A 20,230-nucleotide genomic window follows, 5' to 3' on the forward strand; every position below is an offset into this window, starting at 1 on the left:
GGGATGCGCTGCACGGAGGTGCCCCGTGGGCGGGGTGATACTGAGCAGCGGTTCTCTTGCAGTATGAAGTTGGCGTTATGAAGACAGAGTTGGGCTTGCGTGCCGAGCACGCCGCTCCCATCGTGGCCCTGCTCGATGGGGACTTGCCCAGCCGGCTGCCGTCGGCAGAGCCGGTGCGAGCCGAGGCGGTGGACCCCATCCAGCGGGCCCGTGCATTTGCCGAGCCGTTGCTGGCGGACCACCGGCTGGATACCGGAGAGCCCGCCCTGGAGCATGCCGACGGCGTGGCCGCGATTCTGGCGGGTGTGGGGGCGGCGCCGTCGATGCGGGCAGCGTCCTACCTGGTGTACGCCGGCGACTATCTCAACAAGCCCGAAGAGATCGTGGCCAAGGCGTTTGGCGACAGCGATGCCAGCCTGGTCAGCCACACGCGCCGTCTGGTGCAGATCCAGCGCGCCGCCCGCGAGGCCAAGGTGGAGGAGCAGCGCCGCCAGGAACAGACCGAACTGGTTCGCAAAATGCTGCTGGCCTTCTCCCGCGATCTGCGGGTGGTGCTGCTGCGCCTGGCCTCCCGGCTGCAGACCTTGCGGTGGTTTGCCGCCAGCAAAACCGCCTGCCCTCGTGAGCTGGCGGCCGAATCGCTGCAGGTGTTTGCGCCGCTGGCCAACCGCCTGGGCATCTGGCAGATCAAATGGGAGCTGGAAGACCTGTCCTTCCGTTTCCTGGAGCCGGAGCACTACCACCAGCTCGCCAAGGGCCTGCATGAAAAGCGGGTGGAGCGTGAGCAGTCGGTGGAGGCGGTACGGTCCTCGCTGGAGCAGTCGCTGCAGGCCCAGGGCCTGCAGGCGGAAGTGCAGGGGCGGCCCAAGCATCTCTACAGCATCTGGAAGAAGATGCGCGGCAAGGGCCTCTCGCTGGAGCGGGTTTTTGACCTGCGGGCGCTGCGTGTCATCGTGCCCGAGGTGGCCGACTGTTATGCGGTCCTGGCCCGGTTGCATGAATGGTATCGGCCGGTGGATGGGGAGTTTGACGACTACATCGCCCGGCCCAAGCCCAACGGGTATCAGTCGCTGCACACTGTGGTGATTGCCGCAGATGGACGCCCGATGGAGGTGCAGATCCGCACCCGCGCCATGCATGAGCATGCGGAACATGGCGTGGCCGCGCATTGGGCCTACAAGGAGGCCGGCACCAAGGGCTATGCCGGTGTCACGGCCGCTGGCGAATTTGAAGAACAGGTGGCGCAGGCACGTAAAGCCGTGCTGCGGCAATTGCTGGCCTGGGAGCGCGATTTCATCGCCGAAAGCGGCCCGGCCTTTGATGACCGCATTTATGTGTTCACGCCGCAGGCGAATGTGGTGGAGCTGTGCGCCAATGCCACGGCGGTCGACTTCGCTTATGCGCTGCACACGGACCTGGGCCACCGCTGCCGGGGGGGCAAGGTGGATGGCCAGATGGTGCCGCTGAACACGCCGCTCAAGAGTGGCCAGACGGTGGAAATCGTGGCGCTGCGTGAAGGCGGCGGCCCATCGCTGGACTGGCTCAATCCTGAGCTGGGTTATTTGCAAAGTGCGCGCAGCAAGGCCAAGGTTCGGGCCTGGTTCAATGCGCAGGCGCAGGCCCAGACCATCGCCAAGGGCCGTGAGCTGGTGGAAAAGCTGCTGCAGCGAGAGGGCAAGACCGCCATCAAGCTGGAAGACCTGGCGGGTCGCCTCGGGTTCCGCAATGCCGATGCCTTGTTTGAGGTGGTCGGCAAGGACGAGTATTCGCTGCGCAACATCGAGACCCTGCTGCGCCCCCCGGTGCAGGACCCCGATGACGATGCGCTGCTGGCGCAGCGTCACACCCGGGGGCCCGCGACCGATGGGCGCGCCCCCAAGGGAGGGGTGCTGGTGGTGGGGGTGGACTCGTTGCTGACCAGCCTGGCCCGCTGCTGCCGCCCGGCACCGCCGGACGTCATCACTGGGTATGTCACGCGGGGCAAGGGCGTGGCCATCCATCGGTCGGATTGCGCCAATTTGCGGGAGATGGCGCGCGGCGCTCCGGAGCGGGTGATTGCCGTTGCCTGGGGAGAGCCCGCCATCGACAAGGGGGGCAAGGCGCCGCAATATCCGGTGGACCTCGTTGTGGAAGCGGTAGACCGGCCTGGATTGCTGCGCGATGTGCTGGAGCTGTTTGCCAAGGACAAACTCAGCGTGATTGCGGTCAACCAGCAAAGCGGCAAAGGTAAGCCGGCAAGGTCCGACCTCTCGCGCATGAATTTCACCGTGGAAGTGAGTGATGCGCAGCGGCTGAACCAGACACTGGCGGCATTGACGCAGGTGTCGGGCGTGCGGAGCGCTCGCCGACGATGACGGTACTGGCCGTGCGCAACAGTATGAGGCGTACGCTAATCGCGCAGATCTTCTTGTTTTGTCGCACAACCTCAATTTCCGGGCTATACTGCGAAGCTCTTCAGGCGCATAGCTCAGTTGGTTAGAGCACCACCTTGACATGGTGGGGGTCGTTGGTTCGAATCCAATTGCGCCTACCAGAATTCCGACCCCGGTCAATCGCTGCCACGCAGCAGATTGCCGGGGTTTTCGCATTTCTAGTTCGGCCTTGCGATGTTCATGATTCTCGCGAGGCGAGGCGAGGCGAGGCGAGGCGAGGCTGGCCTGGCCACGCCTGGTCTAGCCTGGTCGTAGGCCGCGCCAGATGGAGTGGATCAGGAATGCATCAGGAATGGATCAGCCGTTTACGCGCGGCGCGGCGCGGCGGGCGGAATGAGGAATGCCGGCTGCCAGGTGCCAGGTGCCAGGTGCCAGGTGCCAGGTGCAGAGTTCCTCATGTCGGTCGCCGAAGCGATGAATTGCGGGTTGAAGGGTTGCCGGGTTGTCGGGTTGTCGGGGTGATTTGATCATCCTCAACAGCTTTCAACGCTGATGAGTCACCGATTTTGTTGACGCTCGCAAAAAATCAGCCATTTCCAGCGTCTTTATCATTCATGGCGACCTGCGGGCATCACTCCTCGCAGATCGTCCCCCGTCCCCCCGTCCCCCCCCTTTCCCCATCTCCGCTCACCCGGATTCACCTCCGCACAGTCCTCCCATGTTGTCTTCTGCTGGCCTGGCATCGCTTCGCACGCTTGCACGGTATGCCGCTGCCATCGGGTTATGGGGGATGGGCTGGGGCGCTCGGGCCGCCCTGATTGGCGTCCTGCCGCCGCAAGGCTTCCCGTTTCTGACATTCTTTCCGGCGGTGATGCTGGCGACCTATCTGTTCGGCATCGGCCCGGGCCTCCTGTGCGCCGCGCTGAGTGTGGCGGCCGCCTATGCGTCGTTCTTCCCGCACCGTCCGGATGGTTTTCTGGCCCTGGACAGCGGCGACCTGATCGCCCTTGTGTTTTTCAGCTCGATCCTGGTGATCGACTGCCTGATTCTTCATTTGCTGGCCCGCTCCAAACAGCTGGCCGCCCAGCGCGAAAAGGATCTGGTGGAGATCACCAACAATTCGCCGGACATCCTGACGAGATTCGACCGGCAATATCGCCATCTGTTTGTCAGCGGCGCGGTGGTGCGCCTCACCGGCCGGCCGGTGTCCGATTTTCTCGGCAAGTCCAATCTGGAGATGGGCATGCCACCGGAGCTCTGCGCGCAGTGGCACGCGTCTCTGGAAGCTGTGTTTCGCACGGCAAAGCCGCTGACCTTGAAGTTCGACTACGCCGGGCTCACCTTTGCCACCCAACTGGTGCCGGAATTCAGCGATGTGGATGGCAGCGTGAAGTCGGTCCTGGGAGTCACCCGCGATGTGAGCGAGGTGGCTCGCCATGAGCGCGCACTGGAGGCCAATGATCGCCTCAAGGACGAACTGCTCGCCACCGTGGCCCATGAATTGCGCAATCCCATTGCGACCATGAGTTCCGGCCTGCAGGTGCTGGAGCGCGAACCCGGCTTGTCCAGCTCCGCCGCGCGATCGCTCGCGGCGATGCGGCGCCAGACCCATCAGATGACGCGGCTGGTGGGCGACCTGATGGACCTCACCCGGATTCGCGCCCGTCTGCTGGACATCTCCCAAACAGAACTCGAGCTGCGGCAGATCATCGATGCCGCCGTGGAATGCTGTCATGAGTCGAGCATGCGCAGCCAGAGCCAGATCCACCTGGCGTGGCCGGACGCGCCGATGTGGGTGATGGGCGACGCGGGACGGCTGATCCAGGTCTTCACCAACCTGTTGTCCAACGCCATCAAGTTCAGCCCGGACGGCGCAAGCGTGACGGTCAGCGGCAGCACCTCCGGCCCGCTTCATACCGTGGTGGTCAGCGACCATGGTGCCGGTATTGAAGCCGACATGCTCTACACGGTGTTTGAACCCTTTGTTCAGGCGCCAGCCGGTCGCTCCCGGCAAACCGGGCTGGGCATTGGGCTGGCCCTGGTCAAAACCCTGGTGGATGTGCATGGCGGCAAAGTCTGGGCCACCAGCGACGGACCCGGTCAGGGGGCTTCCTTCTTTGTGCAGTTGCCCGTAGCGCCGCGCTGAGGTCGGTCCTTCAGGGGCGTGCTCGCCTCGTTTGTCCCTAGTTTGATCCATCGCAATCCCATGTGAGGCGAGTAGGCCTACGCTGGAGACATTCCCGTGCTCGGGACCTTCAAGGAGTTTGCGATGATGGACGTGAACGTGGGTGCTGCCGAACGATTCCTCCGCGTCGGCGCTGGTGCGAGCCTCATGCTGGCCACTGCGCTGGGTTGGATTGGCCTCTGGGGCTTTCTGGGTGTGGTGCCGTTGCTGACCGGCCTGGCCGGGTACTGCCCCCTCTACACCGTGATTCACCGCAGCCACTGACCGGAGCAACCCATGAGAACCATGAAAGCTGCAGTTGTCCACGCCTTCGGTGAACCGCTGGTTCTGGAAGAGCGCCCCATTCCCGAGGTGCCACCGGGTCAGGTGCTCGTTAAGCTGGCCGCTTGCGGCGTCTGCCATACCGACCTGCATGCGGCCGACGGCGACTGGCCGGTCAAACCGCAACTGCCCTTTATCCCCGGCCATGAAGGCGTGGGCACCGTGGCGGCAGTGGGCGCGGGGGTGAAAGACATTCGCGAAGGAGACCGCGTGGGCGTGCCCTGGCTGCACACCGCCTGCGGCCACTGCGAGCACTGCCTCACCGGCTGGGAAACCCTCTGCGATCACCAGCAGATGACCGGCTACACGGTCAACGGCGGCTTTGCGGAGTTTGTGCTGGCCGACCCCGCTTACGTCGGCCATCTCCCTGCCCGAGGCTCGTTTGAGGCGCTGGCCCCCATCCTTTGCGCGGGGGTGACGGTCTACAAGGGGCTCAAGGTGCTGGACGCCCGCCCGGGGCAATGGGTGGCCGTGGTGGGTGCTGGCGGCCTGGGCCACCTGGCCATTCAATATGCCAAGGCCATGGGCTTCCATGTGGCTGCGGTGGATGTGGATCCGGCCAAGCTGACCCTGGCATCGCGGCTGGGCGCGGAGCTGTGCATCAATGCAGGGGACGAAGACCCCGCCGCCGCGCTGCATCGGGAAGTGCAGGGCGTGCATGGGGCGCTGGTGACGGCGGTGTCGCGGCAATCGTTCAGCCAGTCGCTGGGCATGCTGCGCAAGCGGGGCACGATGTCCATGGTCGGGCTGCCTCCCGGCGACTTCGCCTTGCCCATCTTTGACATGGTGCTGAATGCCAAGACGGTGCGCGGCTCCATCGTGGGCACCCGTCAGGACTTGAACGAGGCGCTGCAGTTCGCCGACGAAGGGAAGGTCCATGCGGAAACGACCCGCTATGGACTCGATGACATCAACAGGGTCCTGGATGCACTTCGGCATGGCCATATTGAAGGCCGTGCCGTGCTGACCTTCCCCTGAACCCTTCCAGTCCCCCGAAAGGACCTGAACATGACCTACAGAACGGTGATGGTGGCCCTGGATGGCAGCCCCGCCAGCACGGCGCGGGTGGATGTGGCCATCGGGCTGGCCCAGGACTTCGATGCCCATCTCATCGGCGTGGCGCCCACTGGGTGGGTCGATCCGCCGGTGGACCCCTCCGCTGCCGCATCGCTGGTGGAATACGGGCCCTCGGCCTGGGAACTCCTGATCGATGCAGCTGAAGCGGCCGCCGACGAATTCCGGTTGCGCTGCCAGGCATCCCGGCTTCCTTCGTTTGAGGCGATGGCAGACCAGGCTGCGGTGGCATCGTCCCTCGCCGACCGGGCGCATTGTGCCGACCTGCTGGTGATGAGCCAGCCCGACCCGGATCAACCCGGCCATCGGCAAGACCGTGCAGCGCTGGAGCAGGTGCTGTTGCACAGCGCCCGGCCGGTGCTGGTGGTTCCCTACACCCATCAAGGTCCTATGCGCTGGCAGCAGATGCTGGTCGGCTGGGATGAAAGCCGGGAAGCCGTGCGCGCCATGACGGACGCGTTGCCGTTGTTGCGCAAGGCGGAGAAGGTGCTGCTGGCCCACTGGCGGCAGGATCCGGATGGCGGGCGTGTCCTGCAGCGGCTGCACAGCATGCGGCAGTGGCTGGCGTTTCAAGGGGTGGAAGCGCAACCGCAGGACCTGGTCACCCGCCTGGCGGTGGGGGAGGCGATGCTGTCGGCGGCTGCGGACAGCGGAACCGATCTGATCGTCATGGGGGCTTACAGCCACGCGCGCTGGGCCGAAGTACTGTTTGGCGGGGCGTCCCGGACGCTGCTGGACGCCATGACGGTGCCGGTGCTGATGTCACATTGAGGCACCACCGCTGTGGGGGCCGCTGGCCGTTGTTCAAGGTGAGCGGCTGACGCAACACTTCCTCAGCGACACGTCCTCAATGTGACAGCAGCAACGGCCACCTCCTGCACGGCAATGCAGGGCCAGGGGGCCAGCGCCCGGTTCATGTCGCGGAGCTGGGTTCCTTGACGATCAGCACCGGCACCGGAGAGAGTCGGGCCACCAGTTCAGCGTCGCTGCCCAACAGCGCGCGGCTCACACCGCGCCGCCCATGCGAGCCGATGACGATCAGCCCGGCATGCTCACGCTCCGCATGCGCCACGATGACTTCCGCCGTTCGGCGCCCATCTGCTTCCAGAATGGCGCAGTCACAGGGCAGATCCGCCTGCGTCACCCGCGCGCGCGCCTTGGCGAGCACCAGCTCGGCTTCGGTTTGTCTGGCCTGCCGCGAGGCTTCCAGCATGGCGCCGCTGGACATCTCCACATCCAGTGGCAGGTCATCAAGCACCAGCGTCAGCATGAGTTCGGTGGGCTGGCCGCGAGCCAGACCCAGCGCCGTATTCAGCGCGGCCAGGGAGGGGGAACTCCCGTCGTAGGCAACCAGCATCTTGCGGAACATGGCAGTCTCCTTGAGCAAAACCATTGTTGTTCCGTGAACCACGCGGTGTCATCGCTGTGGGACCCGCAACTTTGCGATCGATCAATTTCAAATGGAACTGCCCCGCAGCGCCACTTCAATCGCTCCCGGGAGCCTCCGAAGGCCCGATGAGCAGCACTGGAACGCTGCTGTCCCGCAGCACGATCATGGCGTCCCCACCGAGCAGCATGCGGGAGATGCCTCTGCGTCCGTGGGTGCCCATGACGATGACGTCCGCCTTCAGTTCCTTCACCTGGCGCACGATCTCGGCGCCCGCATGGGGCTCCAGACATTCCTTGAGCACGTTGGACACGGGCACACCAGCCTCCTGTACCTGTGCGGCCGCCGACGCCAGCAGGTCTTGGGCGACCGCGCGCCGCGGCTGCAGCTCCATTTCCAACTGGCCGCTCCAGCCAGAGTGACCAAAAAACGGATAGACATCCAGCACATGCAGCAGCGTGATGCGGGCGCCAAGGGCCTTGGCCAGGCCAATGGCTTCCCGCAGGCCACGCCCCGAAGTTGCGCTGCCGTCAATCGGGGCCAGAAGGTGTTGGTACATGAGGAAGCTCCAGAAAGGCGGATCGGAACAGATGCGCCCTTGCGCGGTGCTTCACGGTTGCGTGACCGTCAGCGTCGCCAGGGATGGATGGGAGCATGCACCCTCGCTGCCACGGCCACAATGCGTTCGCGCAAGTTATGGCGACGCCGCTGACCCGTCTGAAGGCTAGAGGCGGCGGCTGAGAGCCGCCCATGGCCGCTCATTGCCGCTCATTGCCGCTCATAGCCGGTCATCGGCGCTCATCGGCGCTTATGGCCCTGTAGGCGACCCTTAGGGCCGCTTCATCCTGAATCGAGCACCCAACTCAAAATAATCGGCCGGACCACCGCCGCGCAGCACCGGATGCGCCGCTGCCGTGTCATAGACGCCATCCACCAGCAGGCGCTCGTCGATATGCACGCCCACCACCTCACCCAGCGTCAGCCAGGCGTCCAAGCCCTGGCCTTGCACATCCTGCAACTGCACGATCTGCGTCACGCGGCATTCAAAGCTGACCGGGCTGGCGGCCACGCGCGGCACGCCCACCACGCGGGAAGGCGCCGTGGCCAGGCCCGCCAACTCGAATTCATTGACCTCCGGCCCCACCGCTGCACAGCTGGCGTTCATCGCATCCGCCAGGTCCCGCGTCACCAGGTTCCAGACGAATTCGCCGGTGGCCTCGATATTGCGGAGGGTGTCTTTGCGGCCCAGGCTCGCGAAACCCACGATAGGCGGCGTGTAGTTGAAAGCATTGAAAAAGCTGTAGGGCGCGAGGTTGAGGACGCCGTTGGTGTCCCGGCTGGAGATCCAGCCGATCGGGCGCGGCCCGACGATCGCGTTGAAGGGGTCATGGGGCAGGCCATGCCCCTGGCGGGGTTCGTAAAAATGCATTCTCAGATGCTAACGAACTTCCTTAATACGTCTTGTAGGGAAGGAATTTACCGCTCATGACGATGCTGACCCGGTCGCCCTTCGGGTCCGGCTCTCGTTGCAGGTCCATGCGGAAGTCGATGGCACTCATGATGCCGTCGCCAAATTCCTCATGGATCAGTTCCTTGAACGTGGTGCCATAGACGCTCACCAGTTCATAAAAGCGGTAGATCAGCGGATCGGTGGGCACCGATGTCGGCAGGCTGCCTTTGTACGGGACCACCTTGAGCCATTGGGTTTCCGCTTCGGTGAGATCGAAGATGCCGGCCAACACGGCCGCCTGTGCGTCGTCAAAGCTCATCTGGCCCAGGCAGCCCGCCGTGACCCATTCCTTGCTCAGCCCGACCTTCTCGGCCACCGCAGCCCAGGTGAGCCCTTTGGCCACCTTGGTCGCAATGATTTTTTCTGTGACGGCAAGACGGTTCATGCGCAACTCCTGAGGTGTTGAGGGAAACGGGCGGTGGCTGGCGCCGGGGTCGAGGTCGGGGGCGGGGGGCGGGACACGGCAAGCACCTCGGCTGTGCGCCACCGTGCCCTGACGGGTGGCACAGCGCTGCACATCGGTGCCGGTTCGTGTGTACGCCATCAGCACAAGTCTGAAAACCGCTCGGACCCCGTCGCACAAGCGCTTGTCAACGCAGCTGCCGCAAGGTCCGTGCCACTCGATCACGGGGGATAGGCGCAGGCTGGAGCGCCAATTGCTGCGTGCCACGACACCTCCCACCGCCCCTCGCCGCGCCATCCCCGGCCCCATCAAGAGCTCATGAAAGGCCCACCATGAAGATTGCTTACCTCCTCCTGGTTCACAACGCGCCCGATCATGTCCGCCGCCTGGTACGCAGCCTCCGCCATCCGGAGGCCTTGGTGTTCATGCATGTGGACAAAAAGTCCAGGATCTCGGAGTTTGAAGAGCTGACGGCGCACGGCGTCCGGTTCACGCCGAACCGCGTGTCCGTCCATTGGGGGGACTATTCCCAGGTGGAGGCCATTTTTGAGTTGATGCGTACGGCACTGGCTGCGCCCGAACCCATTGACCGCCTGGTGCTGCTCAGCGGCGTGGACTACCCCTTCACAGCATGGCCTACATCCATGCGTTCTTCGAACAGCAGCCGGAGCGGCAGTTCATCAATCTGGTCGAGATGCCCAATGACAAGGAGGGCAAGCCGGCCTCGCGCATTGCGCGGCGGGTGCCGCGGCCCGGTCCGTTTCGGTACTTGACCTGGGCCCTGCTGAAGGCCGGCCTGGTCACGGAATGGCGCGACTACCACCAGCACCTGGAGGGGCTGCGCCCGTATGGCGGCTCCACCTGGTGGGCGCTGACCCGCCCCTGCGCCGAGCACATCCTGGATTTTGTGACGACGCATCCGGCGCTGACCCAGTATTTCTCCACCACGGTCTGCGCCGACGAGACCTTCATCCACACCATCGTTGGCAACTCCGCTTTCCTGCCACACGTGGTCCGCAATGTGACGCGCAACTACTGGCTGCCTGGCCGGTCGAGCCCGGAAACCTTCGGCATGGAACTGGTCAAGGACGTCATGCGTGAACGGCAGTTTCCGGCGGAGAGCTACCACGGCCGGGGTGACGTGCTCTTTGCGCGCAAATTCCCCAACGACTCCGATGCGCTGGTGGCGCTGATCGATTCCCTTCGCGGCCGGGTGGGCGTGCTGGATCTGGACGACGTGAAGGCCGCCTGAAGATCCCTTGCCGCACGCTGACAAGGGGCGCGGGCGAGGCCGGATGTGGCGCAAGCGCCATGGTGGAGCGACCTCCCCAGGCCGGAAGGGGTACTTCAGGCGGCTGGCGCCCCCTATGATCAGCGCCCATGTCCGATGCTGAGAGCTTTCCCCGTCCCCGCCGCCGCAAGGGCAGCGGCGCGGTCACCCTGCGTGATGTGGCCAAGCTGGCCGGTGTTGCCCCCATCACCGCCTCTCGCGCCCTGAACAATCCGAATCAGGTGTCGGCCGAGGTCCGCGAGCGGGTGGCCGAGGCCGTCCGCAACACGGGGTATGTGCCCAATCTGCTGGCGGGTGCGCTGTCGTCCATGCGCAGCCGCATGGTCGGGGTGGCCGTGCCGACCATTGCGGGCCTGGTCTTCCTGGAAACCGTGCAGAGTCTGACCGAAGCGCTGTTCCAGGCCGGCTATCAGGTGCTGCTGGGCCAGACGGGTTATGACAATGCCCGCGAGGACGCCTGGCTGGACGCCATGATCGGCCGCCGCCCGGACGGCCTGGTGTTGACGGGCACCAGCCATTCGGCCGCCGCCCGGCTGCGCCTGCGAGCCGCGGGTCTGCCGGTGGTGGAAACCTGGGACCAGAGCGAGGACCCGATCGACATGCTGGTCGGGTTTTCCCACGTGGAGGTGGGCCGCAGCGTGGCGGACTTCCTGGTCCAACGGGGGTACCGACATCTGGCCGGCGTTGCCGGTAGCGATGAGCGGGCGCAACGTCGCTTCCTGGCTTTCCAGGAAAGGGCCCGGGCGCTGGGCCTGACGGAGGTGCCGATTGCCGAAATGGCCACCCCCACCACCTTGGGCAGCGGACGACGAGGTCTGGCCGAGCTGCTGGCGCGCAACCCCGAGATCGATGCGGTGTTCTGCAGTTCTGACTCGCTGGCGGTGGGTGTGATGCTGGAAGCGCAGTCCCGGGGGATTCGGATCCCGCAGGACCTGGCGGTGATCGGGTTTGGTGACCTCTCCATGGCGGGCGATATGTCGCCATCGCTGACCACTGTGAGGATCGACGGCACCGCCATCGGCCGCCAGGCGGCCCGTTTCATCATCGAGCGCGCCGAGCGCAAGCCCGATCCGAGCGAAGGCCGACACATCGATGTCGGTTTCGAAATCATTGCGCGGGACAGCACCTGAACCCCTGGGCCCCGATGTGCGCCGCCACGCGCACATCGGGGGAAAACACGTGGCAGGACGCCGACAGGCGGCCTCCTAGAATGGCGGCATACCCCCGAGAGGAGACAACATGGTGACGGCCCGACGCGGAAAATCCGCCCCTGGCACCGATGACCCGCGTACCAAGGGCCCGCGGGTGCTGAAGAAATACCCCAACCGCCGGCTCTACGACACCCACACCAGCAGCTACATCACGCTGGCGGATGTGAAGAAGATGGTGCTGGAAGCCGCCGACTTCGAGGTGCGGGATGCCAAGACCGGCGAGGAACTGACCCGGTCCATCCTGTTGCAGATCATCCTGGAAGAGGAAATGGGCGGCATGCCCATGTTCTCCACGCCGCTGCTGTCGCAGATCATCCGTTTCTACGGGCACGCCATGCAGGGGATGATGGGCGCCTATCTGGAAAAAAACCTGCAGACCTTCACCGATATGCAGGCCCGCTTTGCGGAACACAGCCAGGGCGCGGCATTCAATCCGGAGCTCTGGTCCCAGTTCATGAGTGGACAGGCGCCAGTGATGCAGGGGCTGATGGGCAACTACCTGGAGCAGTCCAAGAACCTGTTCCTTCAGATGCAGGAACAGTTCGAGAAGGCCGGCAGCCTGTTCCCAGGGATGCCGGGAATGCCAGGCATGCCGGGGTTTCCGCCGAAGAAATGAGCGGCGGGCACTGAATGCCCGCGCTCCCGCTGGCGCGCTGGTACTCGGGCGCCAGCGTACCCGGCGCCCGGGCATCAGACTACTGAAGGCATCACGGTTTGGACGCCTCGATGCTGGCCTGCGTAAAGGCCGGATAACCCGACGGCCGATACGTGTTCAGGTTGTTCAGGAAATTGTTGTCCCGCATGGGAATGGTGGCGGAGCCGTAGTCGTAGCTATTGAGGCGGCTGCGCATCTGCTCGTTGGTCAGGCCATCGCCTTTCACCTCATACCAGCTAACGATGGCCGGGGTGACGAACTGGCCATAGCCGTTCTCGGCCACTTCATTGACCTTTGCCATCCGCATGGCATGGGTGGTGACGCCGTCCTTGTGATAGACGATCTTCACATGGCCGTTGCTGTCCAGCGGCAGATTGGCCGCCTCCACATTGAACAGGTCGCCATGGGCGCTGTAGCCGGCATGGGTGACCACGCCGTTGCGGGTCCAGACGGCGGCATGCTCCCAGTCGTGGCGATGGCCGCCGCCCAACACGGTGGCCTGGTCCTTCAGGAAGTACAACGCATAAAAATGGCCGCAATACACATCCGCCCCGCTCGTGATGCAGGCATGGCGGTGCAAGGTGTTGGCGTAGTCCATGAAGTTGTTCTTGCGGCAGCCGCCGGTGATGCTGCCGGAGGCGGCCAAGCCCCCATTCTGGGCGCCGCTGCGGCTGATGCCGGCACTGGGCAGGCAGCCGTCGGTGTCGAAGTCGAAGACCGGATAGGTGGCAGCGATGTTCACCGTGGTGGGCCAGGCGGCATCCAGACGGGGGAAATCATCGGCGCGGGCCGTGGTGGACAGGCTGGCAAGGGCCAGGGTCAGCAGGGCAGGGATCAGGCGTTGCAAGAGGGCCTCCTTGAGTTGTAGACGCCGGACACTGTGCGGCGGGCGTGCGACTCACCTGTGACCGGCGCCATGGCTCCGGTGCGCTGGCCCGCCTGTCAACGCAAAGCCTGACTCAGGCGTTGCCCCCCAATGGTGGGCCTACGAGCCCCGGCATGGGGAGATGGCGTGACGCAAGGAAACGGATTCTGGCGACTGTGCGGGCTTGCCGCCGGTCTGCTGCTGATGGCGACCAGTGGCGCTCAGGCGCAGTCATTGCGCTGCAATGACACCGGCGTGCGGGAAGGGGACTCGCGACTGTGGCTGCTGAGAACCTGCGGCCAGCCCCAACTGTCCGACTTCTATTGCGTACCCCTCTACTACCCCGGCCCGCCCAACCGCTTTGGAGTGTCGCCGCCGATTGCAGCCGGATGTCTGATGACCGATGAATGGCTGTATGAGCGTGGCCCCGGAAATCTCGTGGCCGTGGTGAAGATTCAGAACGGCAAGATCGTCTCCATTCGCTACGGCGAACAGGGGCGCTGAAACAATCTCCCTTACAAGTGTTCGTTTTCGAAAGAGGTGGTTGACGTGCTCCCGAAATCGGAAGAGCATCGCGCCATTGATTCAATTCACTGACGGGATTGAATCACTCAGGAGTCGTGTCGGGCCCATTGCCCGACGTCGTCGCCTGGTGCGTTGAAGGCTGCGTTCTCCACGCAAGTGTCAGCGCCATAGAGCAGCGTGCGGTGGATGAGGCCAAGGCAATTGGCCTTTTTTCGGCATCCATCTGACAACGTTGTCTACAACGAGCGAACCAAGCGTTTTCCATCGGGCGAGCAGTCATGCCGGAGGCACCAATCACAAGGGGCCCAGGCGGGCAGCTGCATGGATGTTTGCGGCTGTCAGATCCCACATTCAAAACCCGGAGACAAACGGTATGAGCACGTTGATTGACCGACGTCGACTTCGGACGCGCTTTGCTGCGCCATTGCTGGCCCTGAGCCTGGCTGCCTGTGGCGGTGGCGATGCCAACCGCCAGACAGCCGCTTCGATGAGCACGGATGCAGGCCCCACGGCCAAGACGTTGGCGGCCACCACGGCCGCTGCCGCCCCGGCCCATAACTACGCCGAGGCCTTGCAGAAGGCCATCCTGTTTTATGAAGCGCAGCAGTCCGGCAAAAAGCCGGAATGGAACCGCGTCAGTTGGCGTGGGGATTCACGCCTGACCGATGGCAGCGACGTGGGCCTGGACCTGACCGGCGGCTGGTATGACGCGGGTGACCACGTCAAGTTCGGCTTCCCGGCAGCCTCGACCGCCACGCAGCTCGCCTGGGGGGCACTGGAATTCGAAGCTGGCCACAAGGACGCCGGGCAGTACGACGCCTTGCTGCGCAACCTGCGCTGGATCAACGACTACTTCATCAAGGCGCATCCGAGTGCCAACGTGCTGTATGGGCAGGTGGGCAACGGCAGCCTGGACCACAGCTGGTGGGGCCCGGTGGAGGTGTATCCGAAGGAGGCGCCGGCCTACAAGATCGATGCCACCTGCGGCGGCTCGGATCTCGCCGGTGAAACGGCGGCGGCGATGGCGGCGGCATCGATGGTCTTCAAGACCAGCGACCCCACCTACGCGGCGACCTTGCTGACCCATGCGCGGCAGCTCTACACCTTGGCCGACACCAAGCGTCAGAAGTATGTCGAGTGCATCACCGATGCCCAGGGCTATTACAACTCCTGGTCCGGCTATTTTGACGAACTGGCCTGGGGCGCGTTGTGGCTCTACCGTGCCACGGGCGAAACCGCATATCTGGACAAGGCCGAGAGCTTCGTTAACACCACCTCGGGTGGCTTTGGCTCGGAAGGCCAGACGAGCTACCTGCCCTATAAGTGGACCCAGGATTGGGACAGCAAGCATTACGGCACCTATCTTCTGCTGGCACGGTTGACCGGCAAGCAGAAGTACAAGGATGCCGTCGAGCGCAACCTGGCCTACTGGACCACCGGCACACCGGAAGGCGAGCGGGTGACCTACACCCCGGGCGGGTTGGCCTGGTTGTCGCAATGGGGTTCGCTGCGTTATGCATTGAATGAATCGTTCATTGCCATGGTGTATGCCAAGGACGTGAGCGATGCCACCCAGCAGCAGCGCTATCGCGACTTCGCCATGCAGCAGCTCAACTATGCGCTGGGCAGCAATCCGCGCAACAGCAGCTACCTGATCGGCTTTGGCGCCAGCTCGCCGCAGCATCCCCACCACCGCACCGCGCATGGGTCATGGGCGGACAGCCAGACGCTGCCGACCAACCACCGCCATGTGCTTTATGGCGCCCTGGTGGGCGGGCCCGGCGCCAACGACGCCTACACCGATTCGATCTCGGACTACGTCTCCAATGAAGTCGCCATCGACTACAACGCGTCCATCGTTGGTGTGCTGGCGGGCGCGCAGCAGCTGTTCCCGGGCAGCGTGCCGCTGGCCAACTTCCCGCAAGCGGAAGTGGCGAGCGAAGACGAGTACTTCGTTGAAGCCGCGCTCAACAGCACCGGCAACACCTATACCGAGGTGAAAGCGGTGGTGAACAACCGCAGCGGCTGGCCGGCCCGTGTGACCGACAAGCTCAGCCTGCGTTATTACGTGGACCTGAGCGAGGTGATTGCCGCCGGCCGTACTGCTGCGGACATCAAGGTCAGTTCCAACTACAGCGACGGCGGTGTCGCCCGCGGCCTGGTGCGATGTGGCGCCAGCAATCTCTACTACGCCACGGGAGACTTCAACGGCACCAAGGTCTACCCCGGTGGGCAGTCTGCCTACAAGAAGGAGATCCAGATCCGCATTGCCGCCCCGGACAGCACCAGCTTCTGGAATCCGGCCAATGACCCCTCTTATACGGGGCTGGGGGCGCCGGGCAGTGCGCCGGTGAAGGTGACCGGCATCACGCTGTATGACGAGGGTCGCAAGATCTGGGGCAACGAGCCCGCAGCCTGCGGCGGCGTGGTGCTGCCTATCCCGGCCACACCGACCGGGCTGACGGCCACCGCCGGCATCGGCAGCATCAGCCTGAGCTGGGCCGCCACGACCAACGCCACCGGGTACACGCTCAAGCGCTCCACCACGGGCGCCGCGGGCAGCTTTGCTCTGTTGGCATCGCCCACGAGCAACAGCTATGTGGACGGCGGCCTGGCGGGCAGTACGCTCTACTACTACACCGTCAGCGCGCGAAATGACTCCGGTGAGAGTGTGGCCAGCGACCCGGTCTCGGCCACCACACCAGCCGGGCCTCCGGCCGCACCCGCGCCCGCAGCAAGCGCCGGTGATGGCAAGGTGACGCTCAACTGGGCGGCGGTGACGGGGGCGGCGAGTTATGAAATCACGCGGGCCAGCAGTGCCACCGGCAGCTACACCGCGCTGGCCAGCGGCCTCACTGCCTTGACCTATGTGGACAGCGGGCTGACCAACGGCACCGCCTACTTCTACAAGGTGGGCGCCCGCAATGCCGCCGGGGTGAGTGTGTCCGACCCCGTCTCGGCCACCCCGGTCGGGGCCGGCAGCGGCACCAGCAACTGCACCCTGACGCTGGACACCACCAGCGACTGGGGCAGCGGCCAGGTGCTGCGGCTGATGCTCAGCAACTCCGGCACCACGCCCATCAGCAACTGGGGCGTGAGCTTCACCGAAAGCAACAGCTTCTCGGTGAGCAACAGCTGGAGCGGCACCTTCCTCGTGACCGGCAACCAGGTGAGCTTCGCGCCTCCGAGCTGGAGCCTCACCGTGCCGGCCGGAGGCAGTACCGATGCGGGCATGCAGCTCGCCTACAGCGGGGCCAAGCCCATGCCCAGTGCTGTCGTGATGACAGGCGCGAGCTGCCAGGTCGTCATCAAGTAAGCCTCTTCTTTTCTACCCCCTGAAGCCCGCGTTTGGCGCGGGCCGGGGGGTACTCACGCCCGAATTCACGGGCAACAGGAGACTACGATGTTCCGTTTCACTCGCAAGGCCGCCCGGGCCACCCTCTTGTCCGCCGCGCTGGCACTGGCCTTTGGGGCTCATGCCCAGACCGACTACAACCAGCGCTTCCTGGTTCAATACAACAAGATCAAGAACCCGGCCAACGGCTACTTCAGCCCGGAGGGCGTTCCCTATCACTCGGTGGAGACGCTGATGGTGGAAGCACCGGACTATGGCCACGAGACCACGTCCGAGGCCTACAGCTTTTGGATCTGGCTGGAAGCGCAATACGGCCGTGTCACGGGCGACTGGGCACCGCTGAATGCGGCCTGGGCCAACATGGAAAAGTACATCATCCCCAGCAGCAAGGATCAGCCCACCAACAGCTTCTACAACGCCAGCAAACCGGCGTCGTATGCCGGTGAATATGCGCTGCCGAAGAACTACCCGTCGCCGCTGGAGTTCAACACGCCAGTGGGCCAGGACCCGATTGGCAATGAATTGGCCTCCACCTACGGCAATCGCGACATCTACGGCATGCACTGGCTGATAGACGTCGACAACTGGTATGGCTATGGATGGTGCGGGGACGGTGTGACCAAACCTTCCTACATCAACACCTTCCAGCGCGGCGCGCAGGAGTCGGTGTGGGAGACCGTGCCGCACCCGTCGTGCGAAACCTTCAAGTGGGGCCGTAGCGGCGGCACGCAGGGGTTCCTGAGCCTCTTCACGGGCGATTCCAACTATGCCAAGCAATGGCGCTACACCAATGCGCCGGACGCGGACGGCCGCGCCATTCAGGCGATTTACTGGGCCAACCTCTGGGCCACGGAGCAGGGCAAAGGCGCGCAGGTCGCGGATCTGGTGAAGAAGGCCGCCAAGATGGGCGACTTCCTGCGCTACGCCATGTTCGACAAATACTTCAAGCGCATCGGCAATTGCGTGGGTTCCACCACCTGCCCGGGTGGCACGGGGGCCGCCGACAGCAATGGCCTGCGAGACAACCAGCATTACCTGATGTCTTGGTATTACGCCTGGGGCGGTGCGCTGGATTCATCCGCAGGGTGGGCATGGCGCATTGGCTCCTCGCACAATCACTTCGGGTACCAGAACCCGATGGCGGCCTGGGCCTTGTCCACCCAGCAGGCGTTCAAGCCGCTGTCGCCCTCTGCAGCAGGGGATTGGGGCAAGAGCTTCCAGCGCCAGATGGAGTTCTACCGTTGGCTGCAATCGGCCGACGGCGCCATTGCCGGTGGTGCCACCAACAGCTGGAATGGCAACCACGAACAACCGCCGACTGGCACCCCCACGTTCTATGGCATGTTCTATGACGAGGCCCCGGTCTATCACGACCCAGCCTCCAACACCTGGTTTGGCTTCCAGGTGTGGTCGATGCAGCGTGTGGCGGAGCTGTATTACGCAAGCAATGATCCGCAGGCCAAGGCCTTGCTGGACAAGTGGGTACCCTGGGCCATTGCCAACACCCGCCTGTTGCCGGATGGCACGTATGAAATTCCATCGACGCTGCAGTGGTCGGGCAAGCCGGACACCTGGAATTCGGCCAGCCCAGGCAGCAATGCCACCCTGCGCGTGACGGTGACCGAGTTCACCAATGACGTGGGCACGGCCGCCGCCTATGCGCGCACGCTGAGCTACTACGCCGCGAAGGCCGGCAATGCTGCCGCCAAGGACACGGCGCGCGAGCTGCTGGACCGGATGTGGAACAAGTATCAGGATGCGAAGGGCCTGGCGGTTGCTGAAAAGCGCAAGGACTATCTGCGTTTTGACGACCCCTACAACGCGACCACCGGGGACGGTGTCTACGTGCCTTCCGGTTGGACCGGGACCAATGCGCAGGGGGCGGTGATTGATTCCAACGCCACCTTCCTGAGCATCCGCCCCAAATACCAGCAGGATCCGGACTGGGCCAAGCTGAGTGCTTATCTGGCCGGTGGGGCGGAGCCGTCCTGGATCTACCACCGCTTCTGGGCCCAGGCGGACATCGCGCTGGCGCAGGCGGACTATGGCCGGCTCTTCCCGGCCACGGGCCCGTCGATTGTGGTGTCGAGCAGCACCTTGACCGTGCCGGAAGAGGGCTCGGCGAGCTTCGGCGTCTCCCTCTCAGAAAAACCGAGCGCCAACGTAACGGTGGCCGTGGCCAAGGCGGCGGGTGGTGATGTCGATTTGGCGACTGCCACTCCGTCCCTGGTCTTCACGCCGGACAACTACGCCACTCCGCAGACGGTGACTGTCACGGCGGCTCGCGACGCCGATGCCATCAATGGCAGCGCCACGTTCGCCCTCAGCGCCACGGGCCTGAACGGCGCGAGTGTGCTGGCCACCGAACAGGATTCGGACATCGTGGTGCCGGTGGAACTGGTGGTGTCCAGCGCTGCGGTGTCGGTGCCTGAAACCGGCACGCAGACCTTCACGGTGAAGCTCGCGTCCGCGCCCACCGGCACGGTGTCGGTGGCGGTGGCCCGCACGGCGGGCGATACCGACATTTCGGTGTCGGCCGGTGCCAGCCTCAGCTTCACCCCGACCAACTGGAACACGCCGCAGACCGTGACCTTGGCGGCGGCCAAGGATGCCGACTCGCTCAACGGTGTGGCCACCATCAGCATCAGCGCGGCCAACGCCGCCACGCGGACGGTGACGGCGACAGAAATCGACAATGACGTGAAGACCTGCGCGGTGGTGTTTGACACCAGCAACGATTGGGGCAGTGGCCAGGTGCCCAGCATCAAGCTGAGCAACCTGGGCAGCACACCGCTCTCCAACTGGTCGATCAGCTTCACCGAAAGCAATGCGTTCACGCTGTCCAACTCCTGGAGCGGCACGTTCTCGGTCAATGGGCGCACCATCACCATCACGCCGGTGGCCTGGAATGGAACCATTGCACCCAACAGCTCGGTGGAGCTGGGCATGCAGATCTCCTATTCCGGCGCCAAGCCGGTGCCGACCGGGCTAGCCTGGGCCGGCCAGAGCTGTGACATCACGGTGAAGTAAGCAGGGCCCGGACGGCGTCCTGACGGCGCCGTCCGGTTCTTTGAAT

The 20,230-nt window shown here is 64.5% G+C and carries 15 protein-coding genes, 1 tRNA gene and 1 pseudogene; 12 read left to right on the plus strand and 5 right to left on the minus strand.

Annotated features, from left to right (window positions below; genetic code table 11):
- The first annotated feature begins 77 nt into the window (after positions 1 to 77).
- The 6 genes from OU995_RS13635 to OU995_RS13660 all read left to right on the plus strand — a co-directional run bounded on the left by OU995_RS13635 (position 78) and on the right by OU995_RS13660 (position 6,723).
- The gene (locus OU995_RS13635) at positions 78 to 2,354 is read left to right on the plus strand and encodes a RelA/SpoT family protein (RefSeq protein ID WP_267836085.1); all 2,277 of its coding nucleotides are present in this window, start codon (positions 78 to 80) and stop codon (positions 2,352 to 2,354) included.
- Positions 2,355 to 2,456: 102 nt separating this feature from the next.
- Positions 2,457 to 2,533 (plus strand) — tRNA-Val (locus tag OU995_RS13640).
- 557 nt (positions 2,534 to 3,090) lie between these two features.
- Positions 3,091 to 4,518 carry an ATP-binding protein gene (locus tag OU995_RS13645; RefSeq protein WP_267836086.1) on the plus strand — a complete coding sequence of 476 codons (1,428 nt, stop codon included), beginning with the start codon at positions 3,091 to 3,093 and terminating at the stop codon, positions 4,516 to 4,518.
- A 96-nt stretch (positions 4,519 to 4,614) separates the two neighbouring features.
- A complete protein-coding gene (locus OU995_RS13650; protein WP_324288752.1) occupies positions 4,615 to 4,821 on the plus strand; it encodes a DUF2892 domain-containing protein in 207 nt (68 codons plus the stop codon).
- A 12-nt stretch (positions 4,822 to 4,833) separates the two neighbouring features.
- Positions 4,834 to 5,856 carry a zinc-dependent alcohol dehydrogenase gene (locus OU995_RS13655; RefSeq protein WP_267836087.1) on the plus strand — a complete coding sequence of 341 codons (1,023 nt, stop codon included), beginning with the start codon at positions 4,834 to 4,836 and terminating at the stop codon, positions 5,854 to 5,856.
- Between the two features lie 30 nt (positions 5,857 to 5,886).
- Positions 5,887 to 6,723 carry a universal stress protein gene (locus OU995_RS13660; RefSeq protein ID WP_267836088.1) on the plus strand — a complete coding sequence of 279 codons (837 nt, stop codon included), beginning with the start codon at positions 5,887 to 5,889 and terminating at the stop codon, positions 6,721 to 6,723.
- Positions 6,724 to 6,865: 142 nt separating this feature from the next.
- Here OU995_RS13660 and OU995_RS13665 read toward each other — a convergent pair whose 3' ends face one another.
- The 4 genes from OU995_RS13665 to cynS all read right to left on the minus strand — a co-directional run bounded on the left by OU995_RS13665 (position 6,866) and on the right by cynS (position 9,234).
- Positions 6,866 to 7,321 carry a universal stress protein gene (locus OU995_RS13665; RefSeq protein WP_267836089.1) on the minus strand — a complete coding sequence of 152 codons (456 nt, stop codon included), beginning with the start codon at positions 7,319 to 7,321 and terminating at the stop codon, positions 6,866 to 6,868.
- 115 nt (positions 7,322 to 7,436) lie between these two features.
- Complete coding sequence (locus OU995_RS13670) at positions 7,437 to 7,898, minus strand: universal stress protein (protein WP_267836090.1); 462 nt, start codon at positions 7,896 to 7,898, stop codon at positions 7,437 to 7,439.
- A 270-nt stretch (positions 7,899 to 8,168) separates the two neighbouring features.
- Positions 8,169 to 8,768, minus strand: a complete 600-nt coding sequence (locus OU995_RS13675; protein WP_267836091.1) for a flavin reductase family protein — start codon at positions 8,766 to 8,768, stop codon at positions 8,169 to 8,171.
- A gap of 22 nt (positions 8,769 to 8,790) precedes the next feature.
- Complete coding sequence (cynS, locus tag OU995_RS13680; RefSeq protein ID WP_267836092.1) at positions 8,791 to 9,234, minus strand: cyanase; 444 nt, start codon at positions 9,232 to 9,234, stop codon at positions 8,791 to 8,793.
- A 350-nt stretch (positions 9,235 to 9,584) separates the two neighbouring features.
- Between cynS and OU995_RS13685 the strand changes: the two are divergent.
- The 3 genes and pseudogenes from OU995_RS13685 to phaR all read left to right on the plus strand — a co-directional run bounded on the left by OU995_RS13685 (position 9,585) and on the right by phaR (position 12,370).
- Positions 9,585 to 10,504 (plus strand): annotated as a pseudogene (locus OU995_RS13685) (beta-1,6-N-acetylglucosaminyltransferase).
- A gap of 128 nt (positions 10,505 to 10,632) precedes the next feature.
- Positions 10,633 to 11,673, plus strand: coding sequence for a LacI family DNA-binding transcriptional regulator (locus OU995_RS13690; RefSeq protein ID WP_267836093.1), 1,041 nt, complete (start codon positions 10,633 to 10,635; stop codon positions 11,671 to 11,673).
- Positions 11,674 to 11,782: 109 nt separating this feature from the next.
- On the plus strand, positions 11,783 to 12,370 hold the full coding sequence (gene phaR, locus OU995_RS13695) for a polyhydroxyalkanoate synthesis repressor PhaR (protein WP_267836094.1): 588 nt from the start codon (positions 11,783 to 11,785) through the stop codon (positions 12,368 to 12,370).
- Between the two features lie 91 nt (positions 12,371 to 12,461).
- Here the strand turns inward: phaR and OU995_RS13700 are convergent, their stop codons facing one another.
- On the minus strand, positions 12,462 to 13,256 hold the full coding sequence (locus OU995_RS13700; protein ID WP_267836095.1) for an NPP1 family protein: 795 nt from the start codon (positions 13,254 to 13,256) through the stop codon (positions 12,462 to 12,464).
- A 165-nt stretch (positions 13,257 to 13,421) separates the two neighbouring features.
- Here OU995_RS13700 and OU995_RS13705 point away from each other — a divergent pair, with 165 nt between their 5' ends.
- The 3 genes from OU995_RS13705 to OU995_RS13715 all read left to right on the plus strand — a co-directional run bounded on the left by OU995_RS13705 (position 13,422) and on the right by OU995_RS13715 (position 20,184).
- Positions 13,422 to 13,778, plus strand: coding sequence for a DUF2845 domain-containing protein (locus tag OU995_RS13705; RefSeq protein WP_267836096.1), 357 nt, complete (start codon positions 13,422 to 13,424; stop codon positions 13,776 to 13,778).
- Between the two features lie 394 nt (positions 13,779 to 14,172).
- A complete protein-coding gene (locus OU995_RS13710; RefSeq protein WP_267836097.1) occupies positions 14,173 to 17,115 on the plus strand; it encodes a glycoside hydrolase family 9 protein in 2,943 nt (980 codons plus the stop codon).
- 87 nt (positions 17,116 to 17,202) lie between these two features.
- Positions 17,203 to 20,184, plus strand: coding sequence for a glycoside hydrolase family 48 protein (locus OU995_RS13715; protein ID WP_267836098.1), 2,982 nt, complete (start codon positions 17,203 to 17,205; stop codon positions 20,182 to 20,184).
- The last annotated feature ends 46 nt before the right edge of the window (positions 20,185 to 20,230 follow it).

Source organism: Roseateles sp. SL47, from assembly GCF_026625885.1.
Classification (GTDB): domain Bacteria; phylum Pseudomonadota; class Gammaproteobacteria; order Burkholderiales; family Burkholderiaceae_C; genus Roseateles.

Bases quoted from the DNA above. Each gene is read 5' to 3' on its own strand.
- OU995_RS13645 (WP_267836086.1), top strand. From the start codon at position 3,091: ATGTTGTCTTCTGCTGGCCTGGCATCGCTTCGCACGCTTGCACGGTAT.
- OU995_RS13665 (WP_267836089.1), bottom strand. From the start codon at position 7,321: ATGTTCCGCAAGATGCTGGTTGCCTACGACGGGAGTTCCCCCTCCCTG.
- OU995_RS13675 (WP_267836091.1), bottom strand. From the start codon at position 8,768: ATGCATTTTTACGAACCCCGCCAGGGGCATGGCCTGCCCCATGACCCC.
- cynS (WP_267836092.1), bottom strand. From the start codon at position 9,234: ATGAACCGTCTTGCCGTCACAGAAAAAATCATTGCGACCAAGGTGGCC.
- OU995_RS13655 (WP_267836087.1), top strand. From the start codon at position 4,834: ATGAGAACCATGAAAGCTGCAGTTGTCCACGCCTTCGGTGAACCGCTG.
- OU995_RS13635 (WP_267836085.1), top strand. From the start codon at position 78: ATGAAGACAGAGTTGGGCTTGCGTGCCGAGCACGCCGCTCCCATCGTG.
- OU995_RS13715 (WP_267836098.1), top strand. From the start codon at position 17,203: ATGTTCCGTTTCACTCGCAAGGCCGCCCGGGCCACCCTCTTGTCCGCC.
- phaR (WP_267836094.1), top strand. From the start codon at position 11,783: ATGGTGACGGCCCGACGCGGAAAATCCGCCCCTGGCACCGATGACCCG.
- OU995_RS13670 (WP_267836090.1), bottom strand. From the start codon at position 7,898: ATGTACCAACACCTTCTGGCCCCGATTGACGGCAGCGCAACTTCGGGG.
- OU995_RS13710 (WP_267836097.1), top strand. From the start codon at position 14,173: ATGAGCACGTTGATTGACCGACGTCGACTTCGGACGCGCTTTGCTGCG.
- OU995_RS13660 (WP_267836088.1), top strand. From the start codon at position 5,887: ATGACCTACAGAACGGTGATGGTGGCCCTGGATGGCAGCCCCGCCAGC.
- OU995_RS13690 (WP_267836093.1), top strand. From the start codon at position 10,633: ATGTCCGATGCTGAGAGCTTTCCCCGTCCCCGCCGCCGCAAGGGCAGC.